We start from the raw sequence: 19,999 nt of genomic DNA, 5'->3' as shown, positions 1-19,999 counted from the left end.
ACTCGTCCGTGTGCATGTTGTGCCCTCAGATATGGCCAACACCCCGCTCGGGGGCAGAAATCGGACAAGATTTGGCCGATGGTGACGCCTGGGTGGTGCATCACCTTACGCGCCTGGGTATGGCATGCGACCGAACACGACGTGAACAGTCAAGGCGCTCAGGCTACCGGTGGGTTGTCCACAACCGGAACGGGGGCCGGACTCATGCCCGCCCGTCCCCATAGGTCCGCGTCTCCTCGGGGCCGTCGTCCAACGGAGTCCAGACGGACCCCGCTTCCCCGCGTCGGAACGGGGTGGTGGTCTTGTCAGGGTCGCCGTCGCCGTCGCCGTCGCCGAATCCGCGGTGCGGGGGCGGCAACGGCACCGGAGGCGTGTCCGGCAGGTCGTCGACAGTAGCGCTTTCACCAGCCTCTCGTGCCCCACCGATCACATCACGATCATCCGAAGCAGGCACGCCCTCCACCAGCGTGTCGCGGTCCGCGGGCCCGCGGAACCGCTCCCGGCTCGCTCCGGCCACGAACCGGCCGCCGGGTGCGGGGGCCTCGTGCCGGGCCCGCCAGCGCGAGGGCACCATCGCGGAGAACAGCATCAGCGCGCCCACCACCAGGGCGGGGGTCAGGCCGGCGCCGGCCGGATAGACGAACCCGTCGGAGTCGAGCCATCCCAGTGCCGAGGCCATCGAGTCCGGTGCGACCACCGGCCACAGCGCGATCGCCGTGAGCAGGGCGCCGGCCACGCCCGCGTACAGGGGTGAGAGCCGCGACGCCACCAGGTACCCGCACCCGGTGCCCACCGCCGCGAGCACGATCACCGCCGACACCGTGGCGAAGGACACCGTTCCCTCGGCGGCCAGAGGGAGCACGGTGGCCCCCCACGCGACGGCGATCCGCAGCACGGGCGCCAGGGCGACGCCTGCGAGCAGACCGACCAAGTGGCGTAACACGTGGGAACGTCCTCCTTCCTGCGGGCCTCACCCGCAGATGTTGTCCCGAGCGGTCGAGGTCGCCAGCGCGTCGTCGCCGGTCTCCGCCGGCTCGGGCGCTTCGGGCTCCTCGGGCTCCTCGGGCTCCTGGGGGTTGAACGTCGTGAAGTTGAATCCGATCACGACCTGGAGCTCGTCGTCCAGGGTGTCGTCCTCCACCGTCTCCGACTCGGGGATCATGTCGGCCACGTACTGGGCCGCGGCCTCGTTCCCCGGACCGAAGCGGACCTGGGACCGGGCGAGGCTGTGGGTGGACCAGTTGTCCGCCGGGTCGGTCACCTCGAAGCCCGCACCGGTCAACTGGCCGTCGAGCCGGGCGCCGAGGCCCGGAGTGCCGGTGCCGTTGAACACCCGCACCCGGAGCTGCGCCGGGCTGAGCTCCTCCTCGGCCTCGGCCTCGCGCCCGGCCTCCTCGGTGATGGGCCGGTCCGCCTGGATGTCCGCGAACAGGTCGCGGGCGGCGGGCTCGTCCCACAGCAGGGCGACGTCGCCGCGCGGGGTCCAGTGCTCCATGACGGCGATGGGCACCTGCGTGAACGTGACCGCGCTCAGGTCCGTGTCGCGCATCTGGTAGGCGAGTTGGTTGATGGTGCTGGTGTCCAGGCCCTCGTCGACCGTCACCGAGGACAGGGACGTGTCCAGGAACGCGGTGAGGCGGGTGGGGTCGGAGAGGGTCTCGCTGCTCATCGCCTTGTCGAGCATCGCCGACAGGACCTGCTGCTGGCGGTCGATGCGGTCCAGGTCCCCGCGGGCCGTGGCCCGCGTGCGGGAGAAGGCCAGCGCCTCGGCGCCGTCCACCGAGTGCGTGCCCGCCGCCATGTCCAGATGTGCCTTGGGGTCCTGGATCGGCTCCGGCAGGCACACCTCGATGCCGTCCAGGGCGTCGACCACGTTCACGAACCCCGAGAAGTCGACCTCGACGTAGTGGTCGACACGCACGCCGGTGACCGATTCCACGGTCCGGACCGTGAGCTGCGGGCCGCCGTAGGCGTAGGCGGCGTTGATCTTGTCCTCGCCCTGCCCCGGGACGTCCACCCACAGGTCGCGGGGGATGCCCACGACGGTGATGCGGTCGCGCTCGTGGTTGAGGCGTACCAGCATGATGGTGTCCGACCGCTGCCCGGGGGTGGACCCCACACTGAGGGCGTTCCGGTCCTCCCGGTCCATCTCGTCGCGGCTGTCGGAGCCGATGACCAGGAAGGTGAGCCCGCCGGTCTCGTTCTCGGGGCGGTCGTCCTCGTTCAGTCCGGCGAAGACGTCGAACCGGTTCAGGGAGCTCGACATCCAGCCGGTGATCGCCCAGGAGGTACCCGAGGCCAGCAGGACCAGGGCCGAGAGCGCGCTCATCACCAGCAGGCCGGAGCGGCGGCGACGGGCGGAGGCATTGGGGACGGTGAAGCGCCCCGACCGGGGGGAACGCTTCCGCTCGGGGGCGACGGGCTCGGAGCGGTCGCGCCGGAACTCACCCTTCGGTCCGTGCCGTCCGGCGTTGTCGTCGCTCATCGGCATCCCCGTCCCGACCGTCCAACGATGTCCTTCTCCCTAGGTTGTCACCCGATTCGCCCGAGGGCGCGGGATGTCAACCCCCGGCGTGTTGTCCTCCCCCCGGGGGAGACGCGCGCGACGGCCGATCCGTTCGGGCCGATCGCACTTCCTGAGGCGGATCCGGTATCCGAGCGTGACCAAGGACGTACCTGGCCAGGCCAGAATGCTCTGTGCCGGAAGCCCCGTGTGCCATTGGCGTGCGCTCCGGCGGCGGGGGCCCGCCCGTTCCGGCGCCGTCCGCCACATTCCCCTTCGAATATCTCTGCGGAGCAGACTATGCAGCAGCACTTCCCGTCCGAAGCCGTGTCCGGCCGGAACTGGCTCACCACCGTTCTCCTGGCCTTCTTCCTCGGCTTCGTGGGCGCCCACCGGTTCTACGCCGGCAAGACGGGCACCGCCATCCTCATGATCGTGACCTGCGGCGGCGTCGGTGTCTGGACGCTGATCGACTTCATCATGATCCTGCTCGGCAACTTCAAGGACGCTGAGGGCCTGGCGATCAAGAACCAGGGCTGACCCCGGCCCGCCCGGCCCTGAACCCGTCGGGCCGGGCGGCCACCGCGTGTGCAGTACCGTTGACGCGCGTACTGCGCAGACCCCCGACACGATCTCGAACTTGGGAAGTGCCCGTGTCCTGGCCGCCTGTCTCCGTCGTCATGCCCGTCCTCAACGAAGAGCGCCACCTCGCCGCCGCGGTGGAGCACGTCCTCGCCCAGGAGTACCCGGGCGAGCTCGAAGTCGTGCTCGGGGTGGGGCCCTCCACGGACCGGACCCGCGAGGTCGCCGACGCGATCGCCGCCGCCGACCCCCGCGTCAAGGTGGTGGACAATCCGACGGGCAGGACGCCGGCGGGGCTCAACGCCGCCATCGGCGCTTCCTCCCACGGCATCGTCGCGCGCATCGACGGACACGCGATGATGCCCTCGGACTACCTGCGGGTGGCCGTGGAGACCCTCCGGGAGACCGGCGCGGACAACGTCGGCGGCATCATGGCCGCTGAGGGCACCACCCCGTGGGAGAAGGCCGTGGCCGCCGCCATGACCTCCAAGGTCGGCGTGGGCAACGCCCGCTTCCACACCGGAGGCGAGGGCGGCCCGGCGGACACCGTCTACCTCGGTGTGTTCCAGCGCGCGGCCCTGGAACGCGTGGGCGGATACGACGAGGCCTTCCTGCGCGCCCAGGACTGGGAGATGAACCACCGCATCCGCACCAGCGGAGGCACGGTGTGGTTCCAGCCCCGGATGCGGGTCTCCTACCGCCCGCGCCGCAACGTGCGCCTGCTCGCCAAGCAGTACTTCCACTACGGCCGCTGGCGGCGCGTGGTCGCCCGCCAGCACAAGGGCACGATCAACCTGCGCTACCTGGCCCCGCCCGTGGCGCTGGCCGGCGTGGTCACCGGACTCGTCGGCGGCGTGTTCTGGTGGCCGCTGTTCCTCGTGCCCGGTGCCTACGCGGCCCTGGTCACCGCGGCGTCGGTGCCGCTCGGCCGCGGCCTGCCCGCCGCCAGCCTGCCGCTGATCCCGTTGGCCCTGGCCACCATGCACATGTCGTGGGGCGCCGGATTCATCACGAGCCCGCCCGGGCTGGGCTCCGACTCCCGCACCGCCCAGGCCGCTCGCACCTGACCCCTGACCCCTGGCCGCTTCCGGCCCCGGCCCGCGTCCGCGGCGGGTGTGGCCCCTCCCGCCGGAGAGAATGGCGGTCGTTGTGCGGGTTCCGCCGGAGCAGCACAGACGGTTGGCCCTTGAAGCGGCCGAGCAGCATGTGTCCCTCAACCGGCTTGCCGCCGCGCGGCTCGGGGCGGGCGGCTGAGCCGCGCGTGAGCGGGCCCGCGGTCAGGGCCGGTCGGCCTTCAGGGCGGAGACTGTTCCGGGGACGTCGTCGACGACCACCGCGTCCACCCCCGCCTGTGCGAAGCGGGCGGCGTCGACCGGGTCGGGGCACCAGGACAGCACCTGGAGCCCGGCCCGGTGCGCCACGTCCACGGTGTAGGACACCGAGCGGCGGCCGGGCCGGGGGTCCTCACCCGTCAGGCCGAAGGAGCGGGCGTCGATCGCCACGATCGGGCATCCCATCCCGACCGCGCCCGCCACCGCCGAGTCCAACGGGTTGCGCACGAACGGCATCCACGCCGTCGGCACGCCCGGGACCGCCTCGCCGACGGCCAGCAGGACACCGGGATCGAAGGAGCAGACGAACACTCGGCGACGAGCGGACTCCCGGCGCAGATACGGCAGGAGCAGCGACACCGTCCGTCGCGACGGAGCGTCGACGGCGTCCTCCATCACCGATTTCACGTCGACGTCCACGCCGACTCCGGGCGGGATCGCCGCGAGGCCCTCGTCGAGGCCGATCAGTCCGGCCCGCGCGCACTCCGTCGCACTCAGGTCCACGATCGCCCGTCCGTCGTCCAGAGCGGCGTCGTGGTGCAGGACCAGCGCGTCGTCGGCGGTGCGGCGGACGTCGACCTCCACCCAGTCGGCTCCCGCGGCGGCCGCCGCCGCGAAGGACTCCGCGGTGTTCTCCCGTACGCCCTCGACCACGCCGCGGCCCAGGCCGCGGTGGCCGACCACCTCGGTGGCGCTGAACACGCCGCTCACGCCCCGGCCCCCGCGCGTCCGCGCAGCAGGGTCGCGGCGACCTCCACGTCACCGGGGTTGGTGACCTTGATGTTGGACTCGTCGCCACGCACGATCCGGACCTCCTCGTCGGGCAGGTAGCGCAGCACCACGCCGCAGTCGTCGGTCGCCACCAGCGCCGGGTCGGCCGTGGCGAGTTCGTAGGCGCGGCGCAGCACGCCGAGCCGGAAGCCCTGGGGCGTCTGCATCCGGCGCAGTTCGGCGCGGGGCGGGACGTCGGCGATGGCCTCGCCGCCGCGGCTCGGGACCACCCGGACCACGGTGTCGGCGCTGGGCACCGCCACGCCGACCGCGCCGGCCGAGTCCAGCGCCGACACGCACGCCGCGACGGTCCGCGGCCGGACGAGGGGGCGGGCGGCGTCGTGCAGCAGGGCCAGGTCGCCGTCGTCCGCCGAGGCCATGGCGGACAGGGCGGCGCGGGAGGTGTCGGTCCGGGTTCCGCCGCCCGGCAGGACCGCGCTGACCTTGGTGAACCCCGCCTTGGCGACGATGTCCTCGACCCGGCCCAGGTACTCGGCCACCATGAGCACGACGATCTCGTTGACCTCGGGGCAGGCCTCGAAGGCGGCGATCGAGTGCTCGATGATGGGACGCCCCTCCAGGGGGAGGAGCTGCTTGGGGGTGTCCGCGCCCATGCGCGCACCGACCCCGCCGGCCAGAACGGCCGCGATCACCCGCGGACCCGTGGGCATAGCGTTCTCCTGCTCGAGGTTGCTGGTGACGCGCTCGCCGCGCCCAGTGGCCGAGACTAGCGGTTCGGGGCGCTCGACGCCGGATCCTTCGTCGTCGCTCCTGCCCGGCCCGCGGGCTCGCCGGCGGCGGAGACTCCTCCTGCGGGTACCGGCGCGCCCCTCACCCGTGCTTTCCCTGGGCCGCCGCTCGTTTCCACGCCGTCGCCCGCCACCACCCTCAACGGACGCCTGCGGCGCAGTCCCTCCTCGCTTCGGCCCGGATCGCCCCCCGTGGTCCCGGTGGGCGGGGACGCGCACTCTGTGCGGGGTTCGGGAATCGAGTCCGACGGAGGGTGCCCTGGCGCGGCCCGTCGTTCACAGCGGTAACCTATGGACGCCTGTACGGCGTGCCCGGTCCGGACCTCCTCTACTGCGGTCGTGGATCCGGGGCCGGTCCACGGCGCCCCCCGCCCACCCGTGGACACCCTTCCCCGAGAGCCAGGGGCCGAGGCGGGACCGGGCCGTCAACGCCGGTCCGGTGCGCGCAGGCGAGAACGTACATGCCTGTCCGGCACATCGTGGACCGGACGAGAACCAACCCTTGGAGGTGGCGGTGGCGTCAAGGACGCTGGCCGTCTGGGAGCACCGGAAGGTCGTCGGCCTCCTGGTCCGGCGCGACCTGAAGGTCAAGTACCAGCAGTCCGTACTCGGGTACGCCTGGACCATGTTGGAGCCTCTGGCGATGACGATGGTCTACTTCTTCGTCTTCGGGCTGATCCTGAACGCGAACCGGGGCATGCCGGACGAAACCACGGAGTACGGGGGCTTCCTGCTCTTCCTGGTGGCGGGCATCCTCCCGTGGACGACCTTCGGGCAGATCCTCGGCGAGGCCCCCCGTGCGATGATCACGCACGCCAAACTGATCACCACCATGAAGGTGCCCCGGGAGATCTTCCCGACGGCGACGGTGGGAACGAAGTTCATCGAGTACCTGCTCACCTGGCCGATCCTGCTGGTGTTCGTGGTCGTGCTGGGCGGTCGGCCCTCGGTGATGGGCGTGTTCGTCTGGCTGCCCCTGGCCGTCGTGCTCACGTTCGTGTTCGGCCTGGGCCTGACCCTGTTCCTGTCCTCGGTCAACGTGCTGCTGCGCGACGTGGAACGCCTCACACGGATCGTCACCCGCCTGCTGTTCTACGGGTCGGCGATCCTGTTCCCGGCGTCCATGGTGCTCACCTCGGACAAGGTTCCGGGCTGGGCGATGACGCTCTACCAGCTCAACCCTTTGCTCGGCATCTTCCAGATGCACCGCGCGGTGTGGTTCGCTGGGTTCGAGGAACTAACGCCGACCACGCTCGCGTTGAGCAGTTCGGTGGTCGGTTCGATCCTGATGCTCATCATCGGATACTGGACGTTCCGTCGCCTGGAGATGTCCGTTCTGAAGGAGTTGTGATGGCGCAGACGACCTACGGCGCCGAGGGCACGACCGGACCGGTCATCGAAGCCAAGGGACTCGGTGTCAAGTTCGCGGTCAACCGCCGCCGCAAGCGCAGTCTGCGTGAGATGTTCATCCACGGGACCAAGCGCGACCCCAACGCCGAGGGCGACGAGTTCTGGCCCCTGCGCGACGTCTCCTTCGAGATCGGGCGCGGCGACTGCGTCGGCATCGTCGGCAAGAACGGCACCGGCAAGTCGACCCTGCTCAAGCTGATCGCGGGCGTGCTCATGCCCGACGAGGGCGACGTGCAGGTGCACGGCAAGGTGGCGCCGCTGCTCGAGCTGCGGGCGGGGTTCAACGACAACCTGACCGGGCGCGAGAACGTGTACCTGGTCGGCTCCCTGCACGGCATGTCCGAGGAGCTGATCGACGAGCGCTTCGACGAGATCATCGACTTCGCCGAGATCAAGCCGAAGTTCGTCGACACGCCGGTGCGCCACTACTCCAGCGGGATGAAGGTGCGACTCGGCTTCGCGCTCATCTCCCAGCTGGAACACCCGATCATGCTGGTCGACGAGGTGCTCGCGGTCGGCGACAAGGCCTTCAAGCGCAAGTGCTACGAGGCCATCGACCGGATGCTGGCCAACCAACGCACCATGGTCCTGGTCTCCCACAGCGAGAAGGACCTGCGCCGGTTCTGCAACCGCGGCCTGTACGTCAAGGGCGGCGGGCTCGCGCTGGACACCGACATCGAGAGCGCGCTGGCCGCCTACGACGAGGACACCAAGGCCGAGATCGCCGAGCGCAAGAAGCGCGACGCCGCGAAGAAGAAGCGCGCCGAGGACGCCGAGAAGAAGGCCGACGAGGGCGACGGGGACGGCGGCCAGGCCGCCTGACGCCCCGAACGCCCACCCCAGGGGTGGGCGTTCGGCCGTTCCGCGTGCCCCGGCGCGAGGGGGTCGGCGCGCCCCGAATAAGTACAGGCGCTCTCTGGCTGTCCGGGGTGTCCGAAAGGCGGTCTGCGCGCCCACTACGGCTTACAGGGCGCTATGTGCGTGTCAGTGGTTGATTGGCTACCAGCCGTGGGAAACGGTGACTCTCAGTAGAACGTCGAGAGGGCACCTCCATGGTCAACGGCACGGTGGCGCGGTCGACCGCGCGGATGTTGGAACGCCGACACGTCACACGTGCGGGCATGACGCGCATCAGTGTGTTCGCGTCGGTCGGCGCGGCGGTCTGGTTCACGCGGTCGGACACGGTCGGAGCCCTGGCCGGCTCCCTGTTCCTCGGCGGGGTGCTCTTCTGCGACGCCGTCCGGGCGCGGATGCAGGGCAACCGGCGCGACGCCCTGACGGTCTGGCTCGTGTCGATGCTCGCCCAGTTGCGCGAGTACATCGTCTACGCGGGGCTGGCGGTCGGCGCGGTCCTGGCGGGGCTGGCCGACGGATGGGGGTGGGCGGCGGGCGCGCTCATCGCCCTCGCCCTGCGGGACTCGCTCCTGATCGCCCGTGCCGCTCCCACCGCCCCCGACCTGTCCCGGGGTGTCGGACGCGTGCCGCGCGCCCGGCCTGGGCGGCCTGGGGGCCTCCTGGCGGACCTGGCGCCCCGGCCGCCGGAGGGACCGCGTGAGAGCGACCCCCGGCTGACCGGACGGCTGCTCGGTGCCGAACCCGCCTCCGATGCCGGGGCCGGCGCCGATTCCGGGCCGAGCGGGGGAACCGGGCCGGTAGGTCCCGGAGCCCCGCCCCGGCCCCGCACGTCACCGGAGTCCCGCACGTCACCGGAATCCCGTGCCGCACCGGAGTCCGCCCCCGTACCTCCGCCGGACGGGGGCGCCGCACGGGCGCCGCTGCCCCGCCTGGCCCGTCGGATGATGGTGTTCTCCCAGAGCACCCGCTTCCTGGCCATCGCGGTGACCGTCACCCTGTGGGACGCCCGGGTCGCGTTCCTCACCCTGATCGTCGGATGCGCGGTGGCCGTGACCGGGGAACTGGTCGATCCGCGGGGAGGCCGCCGGTGAGTGTGCGCGACGAGGCACCATCGCCGCGGCCCCCGCGCGAGGAACTCCGCGGGGCCCTGCCCGACCTGCGCGTTCTTCGTGATGACAGTCACATGGGAACGCTGCTCGGCCGGATCGCCCCGGGCGCCGTGCCACCGCTGATGACCGCGCTGACCGGCCTGCTCGTGGTGGGGACCCTGCTCGTGGCGGGACGAGGGCAGCTGGCAGGCATTACCCTGTTCGCACCGGTCGCTGCCCTGCTACTGTCCGGGTTGGCCTCGGGTCACCCCCACGACGGACCGTACGACTGGCTCGTACCACCCGTCCTGCGGGTCACCGAGTACGCCTACCTGGCTGTTCTGGGGTCGGCGTCCGGTGTACCCGGTCCCTTGGTGTTCGTACTCTTGGTTGCGGTCGTCTGCCACCACCGCGACGACGTCTCGCGTTCCGCGGTCGGTGTCACCCGTCCCTCATGGGTGCGCGCCGCCGCGCTCGGCTGGGACGGACGCATGCTCGTCATCGCGATCGGCGGCGCGTCGCACGCCCTGGCCGTCGGCTACGGCGTTCTCGCCGTGTACCTCTGGGTGCTCCTCGTCCGCGAGGCCGTACGCACCTGGAGCGCCACGGAGGTGACCGACGTGCGCACCAGCGCCACCACCATCCCCAGCGGTGGCGCCGCGGACCAGGGCGATCCACGGATCGCCCGGCCCGGCCACGGGGACGGGGGCCGACCGGCCGCCGGAACGAACGGGGAGGCGTGAGCGCGCCTCCCCGCACACAAGGAGGAACACGCCCTCATGCTTGGAATGGTTCTCGCCGCAGGCGCCGGGCGCCGCCTGCGCCCCTACACCGACACCCTGCCCAAGGCCCTGGTGCCCGTCGACGGCGAGACGACCATCATGGACATCTCGCTGCGCAACCTGGCCGCCGTCGGCCTCAAGGACGTCGTCGTCGTGGTCGGCTACCGCGCGGAGGCCGTCGAGGAGCGCAAGGAGGCGCTGGAGCGGCGCCACGGCGTCAACCTCACCCTGTCCTACAACGACAAGGCCGAGGAGTGGAACAACGCCTACTCCCTCTGGACCGCACGCGAGTTCTTCTCCGAGGGCGTCCTCCTGGTCAACGGCGACACGGTTCACCCCGTGAGCGTCGAGGAAACGCTACTCGCCGCGAGGGGACCGGAACTCCTCCTGGCGGTGGACAACGCGAAAAGCCTCGCTGACGAAGAGATGAAGGTGACCCTCGACGAGGGCGGCCACGTCAGCACGATCACCAAGCTGATGGACCCCTCCACCGCCGCGGGCGAGTACATCGGCGCCACCCTCATCGAGAGCACCCTGGACGGCCGCCTGGCCGACGCCCTCAAGGCCACCTGGGAGCGGGACCCCCAGCTGTACTACGAGGACGGCTACCAGGAGCTGGTCAACCGCGGGGAGAAGGTCGCCGTCGCGCCGATCGGCAAGGTCGACTGGGTCGAGGTCGACAACCACGACGACCTGGCCAAGGCGAGGGAGATCGCGTGCCGCTACTAGCGCGAATGCTGCCCTCCCCGCTGGCGATCGACGTCCGCCGCGGGGCCATCGCCTCCCTGGGGACGGTGCTCGCCGACCGGCGTATCGCCACCGAGGGACGCATCGCCGTGGCGGTCGGTCCGGGCCAGGGCGCCCAGATCGCGGCCGACCTCGACCTGCCCCAGAGCGAGGTCTTCCAGGTCGAGGAGGGCACGGTCGACGCCGCGAACGAGCTCGGCAAGAAGCTGCGCTCGGGCGCCTACGAGGCGGTCGCGGGGATCGGTGGCGGCAAGACCATCGACGTCACCAAGTTCGCCGCGACCATGGCGGGCATCCCCATGGTGGCCGTGGCCACGAACCTGGCCCACGACGGCATCGCCTCGCCGGTCAGCTCCCTGGAGCACGAGGGCGGCAAGCCCTCCATCGGCGTGACCATGCCCATCGCCGTGGTCATCGACGTCGGCTACGTCCAGGCGGCCCCGGCGCACCTGGTCCGCTCCGGCATCGGCGACGTCGTCAGCAACATCTCCGCCATCGAGGACTGGGAGCTGGCGGGCCGGGAGAACGGCGAGCCGGTCGACGGTATGGCCGTCACCTTCGCGCGCGTGGCCGCCGAGGCCGTGCTGCACCGCCCGGACTCCATCGAGTCCGACGCGTTCCTCACGGTGCTCGCCGAGGGCCTGGTCCTGTCGGGCATGGCGATGTCGGTGGCCGGTTCGAGCCGTCCCGCCAGCGGCGCCTGCCACGAGATCCTGCACGCGATCACCCAGCTCTACCCGGGCACCAGCAACCACGGCGAGCTCGCCGGGCTCGGCGCGCTGTACGCGTCGTTCCTGCGGGTGCGGCACCTGGGGTGGCCGGAGGGCCGCCTGGAGGAGATCAGGTCCTGCCTGGTCCGCCACAGCCTGCCCGTGCTGCCCTCGGACGTGGGCCTCTCCCAGGAGGAGTTCGCGCGGGCGGTCGCCCACGCGCCGGGTACCCGGCCCGGACGCTTCACGATCCTGGAACACCTGAACCTCTCCGAAGACGAGATCGGGCGGAGTGTCGCGGACTATGTCGAAGCCTTCGGTCGCTGAGGTCCGCGCGGGCGGCCAGCCCGCGGGGATCAAGGAGCGAGTGAACGAGGAGCACTGGGCGGGCCGGCTCTACATGCGGGACATCTCCCCGTACCTGAGCACGGTCTTCGTCCGGCTCCGCGTGCCCCCGAACCCGATCACCTACCTGATGATGGTGTTCGGCGTGCTCTCCGGGGTCGTCGTGGCCTTCGGCGGCCTGTGGTCGGCGGTCCTGGCCGCGGTGTTCATCCAGGTCTACCTGCTGCTGGACTGCTCCGACGGAGAGGTGGCCCGCTACACCGGGCGTACCAGCGTGGCCGGGATCTACCTGGACCGGATCGGCCACTACGTGTCCGAGATCGCGCTGCTCATCGGCCTGGGCGTGCGCGCCCAGGGCGAGTGGGAGGCGGGCGGCTGGGTGATCCTGGGCATGGCCGCCGCGCTCGGTGTCGCGCTGATCAAGGCCGAGACCGACAACGTGGTGGTCGCCAGGGCCAAGGCGGGGCTGCCGGAGAAGATCTCCGAGGCGGCCATGCGCCCGCGCTCGTCCGGGCTGAGCCTGGCCCGCCGCCTGGCCTCGGCGCTGAAGGTGCACCGGGTCATCCAGGCGGTCGAGCTGTCACTGCTCATCGTGGTGGTGGCGGTCGTCGACGCCGTTCTGGGCGACCTGGCGGCCACCCGCGTCCTGGTGGTGGCGTGCGCCTTCGTCGGCGTGGTGATGAGCTTCGCCCACTTCGTGAGTGTGCTGGCCTCCCGCCGCCTGGAATAACGCGTCGGTGACGCTTGCGTCACATACGGGGCCGTGCGGGTTACCCATCCCACGGCCCCGTACACCTTACATTTATGCTTTCGTTAGCCTGTTCCTGCGAACGTTGGCTCGTGTCCACTTGCCAGCCGCATGTCGTCCACTGATCGGTCGCACCCATGGCCACTCCCGTGATTCCGCCAACGCCCGGCCCCGGTACGTCCGCGCCGGAGGGTCTTCGCGCGCCCAGAGCCGAACGGAGCCGCTCCCCGTTGCCCGGTACCAGCAAGCCCACCCTGTCCTGCGTCCTGCTCACCATGGGCACCCGTCCGGCCGAGCTGCGCCGTGCGATCACCAGTGTGTTCGAGCAGGAGGACGCGGACGTGGAGGTCGTGGTGGTCGGCAACGGCGCGGACCTGCCGGATCTGCCCGAGGGCGTGCGCACGGTACGGCTCCCGGAGAACGTGGGCATCCCGGAGGGGCGCAACCACGGGGTGCGCGCCACCGAGGGCGACATCGTCCTCTTCCTCGACGACGACGGCTGGTACCGCTCCACCGACCTGGCCCGGCACGTGCGCGAGCGCTTCGCCGCCGAGCCGTCCCTGGGCGCCCTGTCGTTCCGCATCGCCGACCCCGACGGCGGCCCCGACCAGCGGCGGCACGTGCCGCGGCTGCGGGTGGGAGACTCGCGCAGGTCGAGCGTGGTGACCACCTTCCTGGGCGGTGCCTGCGCGATCCGGCGTTCGGCGTTCGAGGCCGGGGGCGGCCTGCCCGGCGAGTTCTTCTATGCCCACGAGGAGACCGACCTCGCCTGGCGGATCATGGACGCGGGCTACACCATCGAGTACGACGCCGACGCGGTGATGTACCACCCGGCGGTCGCGCCCACGCGGCACGAGAACTTCTACCGGCTCAACGCGCGCAACCGGGTATGGCTGGCCCGCCGCAACCTGCCGTGGCCGCTGGCCTTCGCCTACCTGGGTACCTGGGTGGCCATGACCCTGCTGCGCGAACGCGACCGGTCGGCGCTGCGCTCCTGGTTCGCGGGGTTCCGCGAGGGCTGGCGCGAGGAGGCCGGACCGCGCACGCCGATCCGCTGGTCCACCGCCTGGCGGATGACCCGCGCCGGGCGCCCGCCGATCATCTGAGCCGTCGCGGTCGGCCGACGGCACCCTCAGTAGCCACGGGCCGGCCGGGTGGGGACCGCCGTCCCCGTTCCGTCGCCCGTGGACTCACGACAGGGGCCGCACACCCGCGAAGGGGTGTGCGGCCCCTGTCGCGGGTAGGCGGTACATTCGTCGTGCGCGATCAACTGCTCCCGCGGCTGAAGGCAGGGCGGTAGCGATGTCCGAACAACCCGTGGTCCAGCCCCTCGAAGCGTCGCTCATTCCGCGCCCGGACCCGAATCCCACTGCGCTGCGTGCGGCTGTCGCACAGGTAGCTCCTTCGCGGCTCAAGGAGTTCGACCCGAATCCCACTGCGCTGCGTGCGGCTGTCGCACAGGTAGCTCCTTCGCGGCTCAAGGAGTTCGACACGAGCCTCCTTGAGGCGAGCACCAAAGCACAGGCGAATCAGAGCATCGGGCCCCTGTGGTTGTTCTGCCGCTCGTGGGCTCAGAAGGTCCAGGTCCAGAGGTATCCCGATGTCGCTCGCCGACTGGACGAGATGGTCGCCAGAGCGGAACAGGGGCATCCGGAGAGCACCGAGGCGCTGACGGAGGTAGCACGGATTCTCGCCTGGGCGGATGCGGAGCTCGACAAGTGAAGGAATGGACTTGGTGCTTCCATCCGGAGTCTCGCTGACGGCGTTCCTGTGGGGGTCCTGGCCGCGATCGAACGCCTGGCAACGGAACTGGCGACGCTGGGGCCGGAAGCCGAACATGTAGGCGGGCCGCCTGACCGGTCCGGCGGGTTGCGGGAGTTCTCCCTTGGAGACGAAGTAGGGTTCTTCAAGTTCATCCTCGCCCATCACCGACGAGAGATCGTGATCGTTCACATCACTCTCTGGCCGCACTGACACGCCAGGGGCCGCACACCCCTTCGCGGGTGTGCGGCCCCTGGCGTGTACGCGTGGGCGATCAGATCTCGGTGACGACCTCGTCGTGCTCCAGGCGGTGGAGGCGGTCGAACCAGGCGTCCGGGCCGGGGTTGCCGATGTTCATCACCACGAGCGGACGCAGCGGGGAGTCCGCGCCGAACAGCTCCGTGCGCACGCCTTCGGGATCGAACCCGGTCATCGGACCGGCGGCCAGTCCGGCCGCGCGCACGCCCATGATCAGGTAGCCGATCTGCAGGAGCGCGTTGAACCGTGCGTCCGCCTCGCGCTTGTCCGCGTCGGCGGCGAGCGCGTCACCGATGCCCGGGATGACCGGGAACGTGCGGTCCATGTGCAGGTGGTAGTCGGTGTCGGCGGACAGCACCAGCGTCAGCGGGGCGGTGGAGGTCTTGGGGGCGTTGTTGCCCGCCATGTGCCGGACCAGGCGCTCACGCGCCTCGGGGGAGCGCACGACCGTCACGCGCAGAGGCTGGGTGTTCATCGCCGTCGGACCGTACTTGACCAGGTCCTGGATGGCGCGCACCTGCTCGTCGGTCACCGGCTCGTCGGTGAAGGTGTTGGCGGTACGGGCGTCGCGGAACAACAGGTCCTGGGCGACCTTGTCGAGTGCCAGCTGCGTCATGTTCGTCCTTGGTCGTGCTCGTGCTGGTGGCCGGCCGCAGGAGGCGGCCGACGCGAGTCACAACCTAGTTGACTAGGAAGATATTTCTCGTGGGGTGCGAGTGTGCCCGCTCTCACGTTCCACCATGGGGGTGCGGGGGCGCGGTCTGGGCACGCGCGGGGCGGGAGCGGTCCGCTCGGCCACCCACTCCTCCAACTGCTTGACGAACAGCCGGGCCTGGACCGGCCAGTGGAAGGACGTCTGGGCGATCTCGTGGCCCGTCCGCGCCATCGACCGGCGCAGGCCCTCGTCGCGCCGCAGCTCCAGCACCGCGTCGGCCGCGGCCCGCACGTCACCGAACGGCACCACCCGGCCGGCGTGGCCCTCCGGCCGGCCCGTCACCAGCGCCTCGGCCATCGGGTTCGCCGTGGTCACGACCGGCAGGCCGTGCGCCATGTACTCCACGACCTTGGTCGGCATCGAGTGCCGGTAGTTCGGGGTGTCGTGCAGCATGCTGATCCCGGCGGTCGCCCCGGCGCACATGCGCAGAGCCCGATCGTTGGGGACGAACCCGTACCAGTGCAGGTCGTCCGCCTGCTGGGCCTCCCGCAGCAGCGGCCGCACCCGGGCGTCGGCGCCGCCGATCACCTCCAGCCGCACCCCGTGCGGGCGCAGCGTTCGGCCCAGTTCGACCAGTTCACGGGCACCGCGCGCCATGGACACGTGCCCCAGGTACACCACGCGGTCGTCTCCGGGCTCGCGCATCGGCCGTTCCGGCACCTCGGTCGTGTTGGGCACCACGGGGTGCTGGCGGCGGAACCGCGAGCGGTAGCCCTCCTCGGCCAGCAGCAGCTTCATCCGGCGCTCGGCACGCCGCTCGAAGGAGCGGACCACCAGGCCCAGCGGGCGGCGCAGCGGCCGGGGCACCCACGGCTTGGTCAGCAGCGCGGCCGCGGTGTCCTCGTGCACGTCCCACACCGTGACCGGTCGGCGGGAGGGGAGCGCCAGCAGGAGTTCGGGGTCGTGGAAGAGCAGGAGGTCGGCCCGGGGGGCGTGCTCGGCGAGGACCGCGCGCGCCGCCCGCAGCGAGGCCAGGCGCTCGCGTCCCGAGGCGCGCGGGACGTCGATCGAGCGCAGTTCGTCCCAGGGCGTCACCCCGCACTCCCGGAACGGGGCCACGTAGGTCACCGTGTGACCGGCGTCCAGCAGTGCGCGGATCTGTCGGTGCAGGATCCGCGCGTCTTCGGGGTGGTGCACAACCGTGGCCACGAGCGCGTGCATGAAGATCACCTACGTGTCTCACCGGATGGGTCGCGAGGCGCACGAATCGTCACACCCCGTATCGATGATCCGCTCAAATCGGGCTGGACCAGCTCATCGACACGGTATTCACCAGCGGAAACATGGTGAGGAAAGCCGGGTGGACACCCGGGGTTGATCGGATGAACCTTCGGTCGGGGCCGGGTGAACGCGAAAAGGCACGCCGCTGAACGCTCGGGTGGCGTTCGTCGGCGTGCCGCACGCGAGGCGCGTGACGCGGGCGGTCAGAGCACCTGCAGGCCCTCGCGCAGGACCTTGCTCCGGGCCTGGGCGGGCACGGAGGCATCGGCCTCGGGCTCCTCGCGGCGCAGAACGCCGCGGGTGTCCAGCAGCAGGCGTGCGTACTCCGCCAACCGCTTGGGGCGGTACTCGGCGTGGTCGGTGAGCAGGATCGTCAGGTCCGCGTCGGCCAGGGCCTGGTCCAGGTCGGTGGAGCGGGGCACGTCCACCCCGTCGACCTCCCAGGACTCCACGTGCGGGTCGTGGTAGGTGAGCGTGGCGCCCTTGGCCGCCAGCTTGCGCGCCACCGGGCGGGCCGGCGACTCGCGCTGGTCGGCGATGTCGGCCTTGTAGGTCACGCCCAGCAGCAGCACCTTGGACCGCGACAGGGCCAGCCCGGACTCGTTGAGCAGCTCCTGCGCCCGCTGCATGACGTAGGAGGGCATGCGCCCGTTGATCTCCTGGGCCAGCTCGACGAACCGGAACGGGTAGCCCAGCGTCTTGACCTTGTAGGAGAGGTAGTTGGGGTCGATGGGGATGCAGTGCCCGCCCACACCCGGACCCGGGTAGAAGGCCTGGAACCCGAACGGCTTGGTCGCCGCCGCCGCGATGGAGTCCCACAGGTCCACGCCCAGCTCCTGGCAGAAGATGGCCATCTCGTTGACCAGGGCGATGTTGACGTGGCGGTAGGTGTTCTCCAGCAGCTTGGCCATCTCCGCCTCGCGGGTGCCCCGGGCGCGCACGACCGTGTTCACGAAGTGGCCGTAGAAGGCCGCGGCGGCCTCCCCGCACTCGGGGGTGAGCCCGCCCACGACCTTCGGGGTGTTGGCCACGCCGAAGGTCGGGTTGCCCGGGTCGATGCGCTCGGGGGAGAAGGCCAGGTGGAAGTCGGAACCGGCGACCAGGCCGGACTCCTCCAGGAGCGGGCGCACGACCTCCTCGGTGGTGCCGGGGTAGGTCGTCGACTCCAGGATGACCAGCGTGCCCGGGCGCAGGTGGGCCGCGATGGTCCTGGACGCGGAGGTGACCGCGCCCAGGTCCGGTCCGCCCTCGGGTGAGAGCGGGGTGGGCACGCAGATCACGACGGTGCGGGCCGTGGCCAGGCAGGCCGGGTCCGCGGTCGCGGTGAACCCGCGCTCCAGCATCGAGGCGACGTCCTGGCTGGAGAGGTCGTCCACGTGCGAGAGGCCCTGGTTCAGGCCGGAGACGACGTGCTCGCTCAGGTCGAGACCGGTGACCTTGAGCCCCGCGGAGACGGCCTCGGCCGCCAGAGGCAGACCGACGTAGCCGAGTCCCAGGACGACGAGGTCGCTGACGGCACCGCCGGACGACTGTTCGGGAACGGTGGCTTTTGCTGGTTTGGAGGCTGCGGCATCCACTTCGGGGTCACACTCGCATTCATTGGTGAACGGGCGTCGGTGATGGAGGACTGCCTTGTGTCACACAGTGCGTGGGACGTCCGAGTCTAGGTACTCGATGTCCTCGATCACGGATTCTGGCCTGGTCCGGACAATTTCCGGAGAAGAACCCGATACGCCTGGTTGTAGCGGTATGCGGCCTCGGTCCAGGTGCGATCGGCACCGACCTTGCTCCGGCCTGCTCGGCCGTAGGAGATCCGCCTTTCCCGACTGTAGGCGAGTTTTGTCAGAGCATCGGCGAGACCTGCCGATTCGCCCGCCGGAATTAACTCGCCGGTCACCCCCGGTTCCACGATCTCTCGCAATGCCGGTAGGTCGCTGGCCACCACGGGAAGCCCGCCGGCCATCGCCTCCACGGGCTTGAGCGGCGTCACCAGGCGGCACACCCGCTCGTCCCGGCGCGGCACGGCGAACACGTCTAGGGCCGCGTGGTGGGCGCGCACCCGGTCGGCCGGGACGCGGCCGGGGAAGTGCACGGCGCCGTCGAGCCCCAGCGACCGCGCGCGGTCGCGCAGGACCGGTAGTTCGGGGCCGTCGCCCACGAGCAGGGCGTGCACCTTCTCCCCGCGTTCGCGCATCAGGGCGACCGCGTCCACCAGGACCTCCAGGCCCTCGTAGCCGAAGAAGCTGGTCGTGGTGCCCACCACGAACTCCTCCGCGCCGATGCCCAGGCCCTCGCGGACCTGCGCGCCCGAGGGCAGCGGGTCCAGGAACGACGCCTCCACCGCGTTGGGCACCACGAGGAGCCGCTCACGGGCGACCCCCCGCGCCTCGATGTCGGCGCGCATCGTCTCGCCCAGCGTCACCACCAGGTCCGCGGCCAGCATGCAGGCCGTCTCGTTGGCGCGTTCGGCCTGGTAGAAGGCGTCCTCGACACTCCTGGACGGGTCGCGCGAGAGCCAGGACTCCTCCAGGAAGCCCCGGGCCTCGTACACGACCGGCAGGCCGTGGCGGCGCCCCAGTTCCAGCGCCAGACGGGCGTTGTGGTGGTTGCTGGCGGCGTGCAGCACGTCCGGCCGCAGCGCCTCCACCAGCGTCGACGCCATGCTCACGCCCACCGCCAGCTCCTCGGCGGCGTCGGCCGGAGCCGTCCACGGGATGAGACGGTGGTAGGTGACGCCGTCCAGGCGGACCAGCGTGCGCGCGTCCCGTACGCCCTTGGTCAGCGGGAACCCCGCCCTGGTGACCACGTGCACGTCCATGCCGGCCTCGCGCTGGGCGACCGCGATCTTGTGCGTGCGCTGGGTGTACCCCGCGTTGGTCGACGGAAGCGCGTTGGTGACGAGGTGCAGGACGCGCAGCCCCGCGCCAGGGGAACCGGGATCACCCGCCACACGCCACCGTTCACCTGCCGGTACGGGCGGTCGCCCAGCGTTCACCGTGTCGTCGGGCGGCGTTGGGGCATCGCGGGTTAACGTGATTCCGTGATGGTCGGGCGACGAGGACACGGGGACGGCACGTCCGGTGGCCACGGCCGTCCGGTACTCCGCGGCATCCCGGGACCGACCCTTCGGCATCCGGCTCACCAGAGCGCGGGCGGTGTCGGCGTCACCCGCGGCCAGGCAGGCCGCCACCAGGCGGCCGACCCGGCGGGGGGAGGCGCCTCGTGCCGCGGACAGGACCGACGCGCGGGCGTCCTCGCGACGCCCCCGGTCCCACAGGGCGTAGGCGCGGGCGAGGCCCCCACACCGGGAGGCCGCCGTCCGCACCGCACGCCGGGCGGGGCCGGGCAGCAGCCGCAGCGCGAGCAGCGGCAGACGGGCGGGGTCGGCCCTCAGGTGTCGCCAGGCCAACGACAGTGTGAACG

At 71.2% G+C, this 19,999-nt stretch carries 20 protein-coding genes; 12 read left to right on the top strand and 8 right to left on the bottom strand.

The window, feature by feature from the left end; translation table 11 throughout:
- Positions 1 to 202 precede the first annotated feature (202 nt).
- Together M1P99_RS06705 and M1P99_RS06700 are read right to left on the bottom strand one after the other, a co-directional pair.
- On the bottom strand, positions 203 to 943 hold the full coding sequence (locus M1P99_RS06705) for a YIP1 family protein (RefSeq protein ID WP_304451793.1): 741 nt from the start codon (positions 941 to 943) through the stop codon (positions 203 to 205).
- Positions 944 to 970: 27 nt separating this feature from the next.
- On the bottom strand, positions 971 to 2,485 hold the full coding sequence (locus M1P99_RS06700) for an LCP family protein (protein WP_304451792.1): 1,515 nt from the start codon (positions 2,483 to 2,485) through the stop codon (positions 971 to 973).
- A gap of 318 nt (positions 2,486 to 2,803) precedes the next feature.
- Here M1P99_RS06700 and M1P99_RS06695 point away from each other — a divergent pair, with 318 nt between their 5' ends.
- From M1P99_RS06695 to M1P99_RS06685, 3 genes are all read left to right on the top strand, one after another.
- Positions 2,804 to 3,043, top strand: coding sequence for a TM2 domain-containing protein (locus M1P99_RS06695; protein ID WP_304451791.1), 240 nt, complete (start codon positions 2,804 to 2,806; stop codon positions 3,041 to 3,043).
- A 113-nt stretch (positions 3,044 to 3,156) separates the two neighbouring features.
- Positions 3,157 to 4,152, top strand: coding sequence for a glycosyltransferase family 2 protein (locus M1P99_RS06690; protein WP_304451790.1), 996 nt, complete (start codon positions 3,157 to 3,159; stop codon positions 4,150 to 4,152).
- A gap of 70 nt (positions 4,153 to 4,222) precedes the next feature.
- Positions 4,223 to 4,339, top strand: a complete 117-nt coding sequence (locus tag M1P99_RS06685; protein ID WP_304451789.1) for a toxin-antitoxin system HicB family antitoxin — start codon at positions 4,223 to 4,225, stop codon at positions 4,337 to 4,339.
- Between the two features lie 23 nt (positions 4,340 to 4,362).
- On the opposite strand, the gene M1P99_RS06680 is transcribed toward M1P99_RS06685, so the two are convergent.
- Positions 4,363 to 5,127 (bottom strand): glycerophosphodiester phosphodiesterase, encoded by a 765-nt coding sequence (locus M1P99_RS06680; RefSeq protein WP_304451788.1) that lies wholly within the window; start codon positions 5,125 to 5,127, stop codon positions 4,363 to 4,365.
- Entirely contained in the window at positions 5,124 to 5,858 is a 735-nt protein-coding gene (locus M1P99_RS06675) for a 2-C-methyl-D-erythritol 4-phosphate cytidylyltransferase (protein ID WP_304451787.1), read from the bottom strand. The genes M1P99_RS06680 and M1P99_RS06675 overlap by 4 nt, the downstream gene beginning before the upstream one ends.
- Before the next feature lie 580 nt (positions 5,859 to 6,438).
- Here M1P99_RS06675 and M1P99_RS06670 point away from each other — a divergent pair.
- The 9 genes from M1P99_RS06670 (at position 6,439) to M1P99_RS06630 (ending at position 14,343) form a co-directional block, all read left to right on the top strand.
- A complete protein-coding gene (locus tag M1P99_RS06670; RefSeq protein WP_304451786.1) occupies positions 6,439 to 7,287 on the top strand; it encodes an ABC transporter permease in 849 nt (282 codons plus the stop codon).
- Positions 7,287 to 8,168 (top strand): ABC transporter ATP-binding protein, encoded by an 882-nt coding sequence (locus M1P99_RS06665; RefSeq protein WP_304451785.1) that lies wholly within the window; start codon positions 7,287 to 7,289, stop codon positions 8,166 to 8,168. The genes M1P99_RS06670 and M1P99_RS06665 overlap by 1 nt, the downstream gene beginning before the upstream one ends.
- A 299-nt stretch (positions 8,169 to 8,467) precedes the next feature.
- A complete protein-coding gene (locus tag M1P99_RS06660) occupies positions 8,468 to 9,292 on the top strand; it encodes a hypothetical protein (protein WP_304451784.1) in 825 nt (274 codons plus the stop codon).
- A gap of 2 nt (positions 9,293 to 9,294) precedes the next feature.
- The gene (locus M1P99_RS06655) at positions 9,295 to 10,032 is read left to right on the top strand and encodes a DUF5941 domain-containing protein (protein ID WP_304455601.1); all 738 of its coding nucleotides are present in this window, start codon (positions 9,295 to 9,297) and stop codon (positions 10,030 to 10,032) included.
- Between the two features lie 36 nt (positions 10,033 to 10,068).
- Positions 10,069 to 10,800, top strand: coding sequence for a phosphocholine cytidylyltransferase family protein (locus M1P99_RS06650; RefSeq protein WP_304451783.1), 732 nt, complete (start codon positions 10,069 to 10,071; stop codon positions 10,798 to 10,800).
- A gap of 5 nt (positions 10,801 to 10,805) precedes the next feature.
- Complete coding sequence (locus tag M1P99_RS06645) at positions 10,806 to 11,855, top strand: iron-containing alcohol dehydrogenase family protein (RefSeq protein ID WP_304455600.1); 1,050 nt, start codon at positions 10,806 to 10,808, stop codon at positions 11,853 to 11,855.
- Positions 11,833 to 12,603: a CDP-alcohol phosphatidyltransferase family protein gene (locus M1P99_RS06640; RefSeq protein WP_304451782.1), complete on the top strand. Its 771-nt coding sequence runs from the start codon at positions 11,833 to 11,835 to the stop codon at positions 12,601 to 12,603. Before M1P99_RS06645 ends, M1P99_RS06640 begins: the two co-directional genes overlap by 23 nt.
- Before the next feature lie 248 nt (positions 12,604 to 12,851).
- On the top strand, positions 12,852 to 13,727 hold the full coding sequence (locus tag M1P99_RS06635; protein WP_304451781.1) for a glycosyltransferase family 2 protein: 876 nt from the start codon (positions 12,852 to 12,854) through the stop codon (positions 13,725 to 13,727).
- Positions 13,728 to 13,923: 196 nt separating this feature from the next.
- Positions 13,924 to 14,343 (top strand): hypothetical protein, encoded by a 420-nt coding sequence (locus M1P99_RS06630; RefSeq protein WP_304451780.1) that lies wholly within the window; start codon positions 13,924 to 13,926, stop codon positions 14,341 to 14,343.
- 313 nt (positions 14,344 to 14,656) lie between these two features.
- On the opposite strand, the gene M1P99_RS06625 is transcribed toward M1P99_RS06630, so the two are convergent.
- From M1P99_RS06625 to M1P99_RS06610, 4 genes are all read right to left on the bottom strand, one after another.
- Positions 14,657 to 15,256 (bottom strand): malonic semialdehyde reductase, encoded by a 600-nt coding sequence (locus M1P99_RS06625; protein ID WP_304451779.1) that lies wholly within the window; start codon positions 15,254 to 15,256, stop codon positions 14,657 to 14,659.
- A gap of 72 nt (positions 15,257 to 15,328) precedes the next feature.
- Positions 15,329 to 16,516, bottom strand: coding sequence for a glycosyltransferase (locus M1P99_RS06620; RefSeq protein ID WP_304451778.1), 1,188 nt, complete (start codon positions 16,514 to 16,516; stop codon positions 15,329 to 15,331).
- 263 nt (positions 16,517 to 16,779) lie between these two features.
- Positions 16,780 to 18,153 carry a nucleotide sugar dehydrogenase gene (locus M1P99_RS06615; RefSeq protein ID WP_304451777.1) on the bottom strand — a complete coding sequence of 458 codons (1,374 nt, stop codon included), beginning with the start codon at positions 18,151 to 18,153 and terminating at the stop codon, positions 16,780 to 16,782.
- A 107-nt stretch (positions 18,154 to 18,260) separates the two neighbouring features.
- Positions 18,261 to 19,985, bottom strand: a complete 1,725-nt coding sequence (locus M1P99_RS06610; protein WP_304451776.1) for a glycosyltransferase family 4 protein — start codon at positions 19,983 to 19,985, stop codon at positions 18,261 to 18,263.
- Positions 19,986 to 19,999 lie beyond the last annotated feature (14 nt).

The organism is Nocardiopsis sp. YSL2 (assembly GCF_030555055.1).
Classification (GTDB): domain Bacteria; phylum Actinomycetota; class Actinomycetes; order Streptosporangiales; family Streptosporangiaceae; genus Nocardiopsis.
Note: the sequence above shows the minus strand (reverse complement) of the source record. Positions and strands in the feature narration are given on the sequence as shown.

Coding starts and splice junctions, on each gene's coding strand:
- M1P99_RS06700 (WP_304451792.1), bottom strand. CDS start 2,485: ATGAGCGACGACAACGCCGGACGGCACGGACCGAAGGGTGAGTTCCGG.
- M1P99_RS06695 (WP_304451791.1), top strand. CDS start 2,804: ATGCAGCAGCACTTCCCGTCCGAAGCCGTGTCCGGCCGGAACTGGCTC.
- M1P99_RS06685 (WP_304451789.1), top strand. CDS start 4,223: ATGGCGGTCGTTGTGCGGGTTCCGCCGGAGCAGCACAGACGGTTGGCC.
- M1P99_RS06675 (WP_304451787.1), bottom strand. CDS start 5,858: ATGCCCACGGGTCCGCGGGTGATCGCGGCCGTTCTGGCCGGCGGGGTC.
- M1P99_RS06665 (WP_304451785.1), top strand. CDS start 7,287: ATGGCGCAGACGACCTACGGCGCCGAGGGCACGACCGGACCGGTCATC.
- M1P99_RS06660 (WP_304451784.1), top strand. CDS start 8,468: ATGACGCGCATCAGTGTGTTCGCGTCGGTCGGCGCGGCGGTCTGGTTC.
- M1P99_RS06650 (WP_304451783.1), top strand. CDS start 10,069: ATGCTTGGAATGGTTCTCGCCGCAGGCGCCGGGCGCCGCCTGCGCCCC.
- M1P99_RS06645 (WP_304455600.1), top strand. CDS start 10,806: ATGCTGCCCTCCCCGCTGGCGATCGACGTCCGCCGCGGGGCCATCGCC.
- M1P99_RS06640 (WP_304451782.1), top strand. CDS start 11,833: ATGTCGAAGCCTTCGGTCGCTGAGGTCCGCGCGGGCGGCCAGCCCGCG.
- M1P99_RS06630 (WP_304451780.1), top strand. CDS start 13,924: ATGTCCGAACAACCCGTGGTCCAGCCCCTCGAAGCGTCGCTCATTCCG.
- M1P99_RS06625 (WP_304451779.1), bottom strand. CDS start 15,256: ATGACGCAGCTGGCACTCGACAAGGTCGCCCAGGACCTGTTGTTCCGC.
- M1P99_RS06620 (WP_304451778.1), bottom strand. CDS start 16,516: ATGCACGCGCTCGTGGCCACGGTTGTGCACCACCCCGAAGACGCGCGG.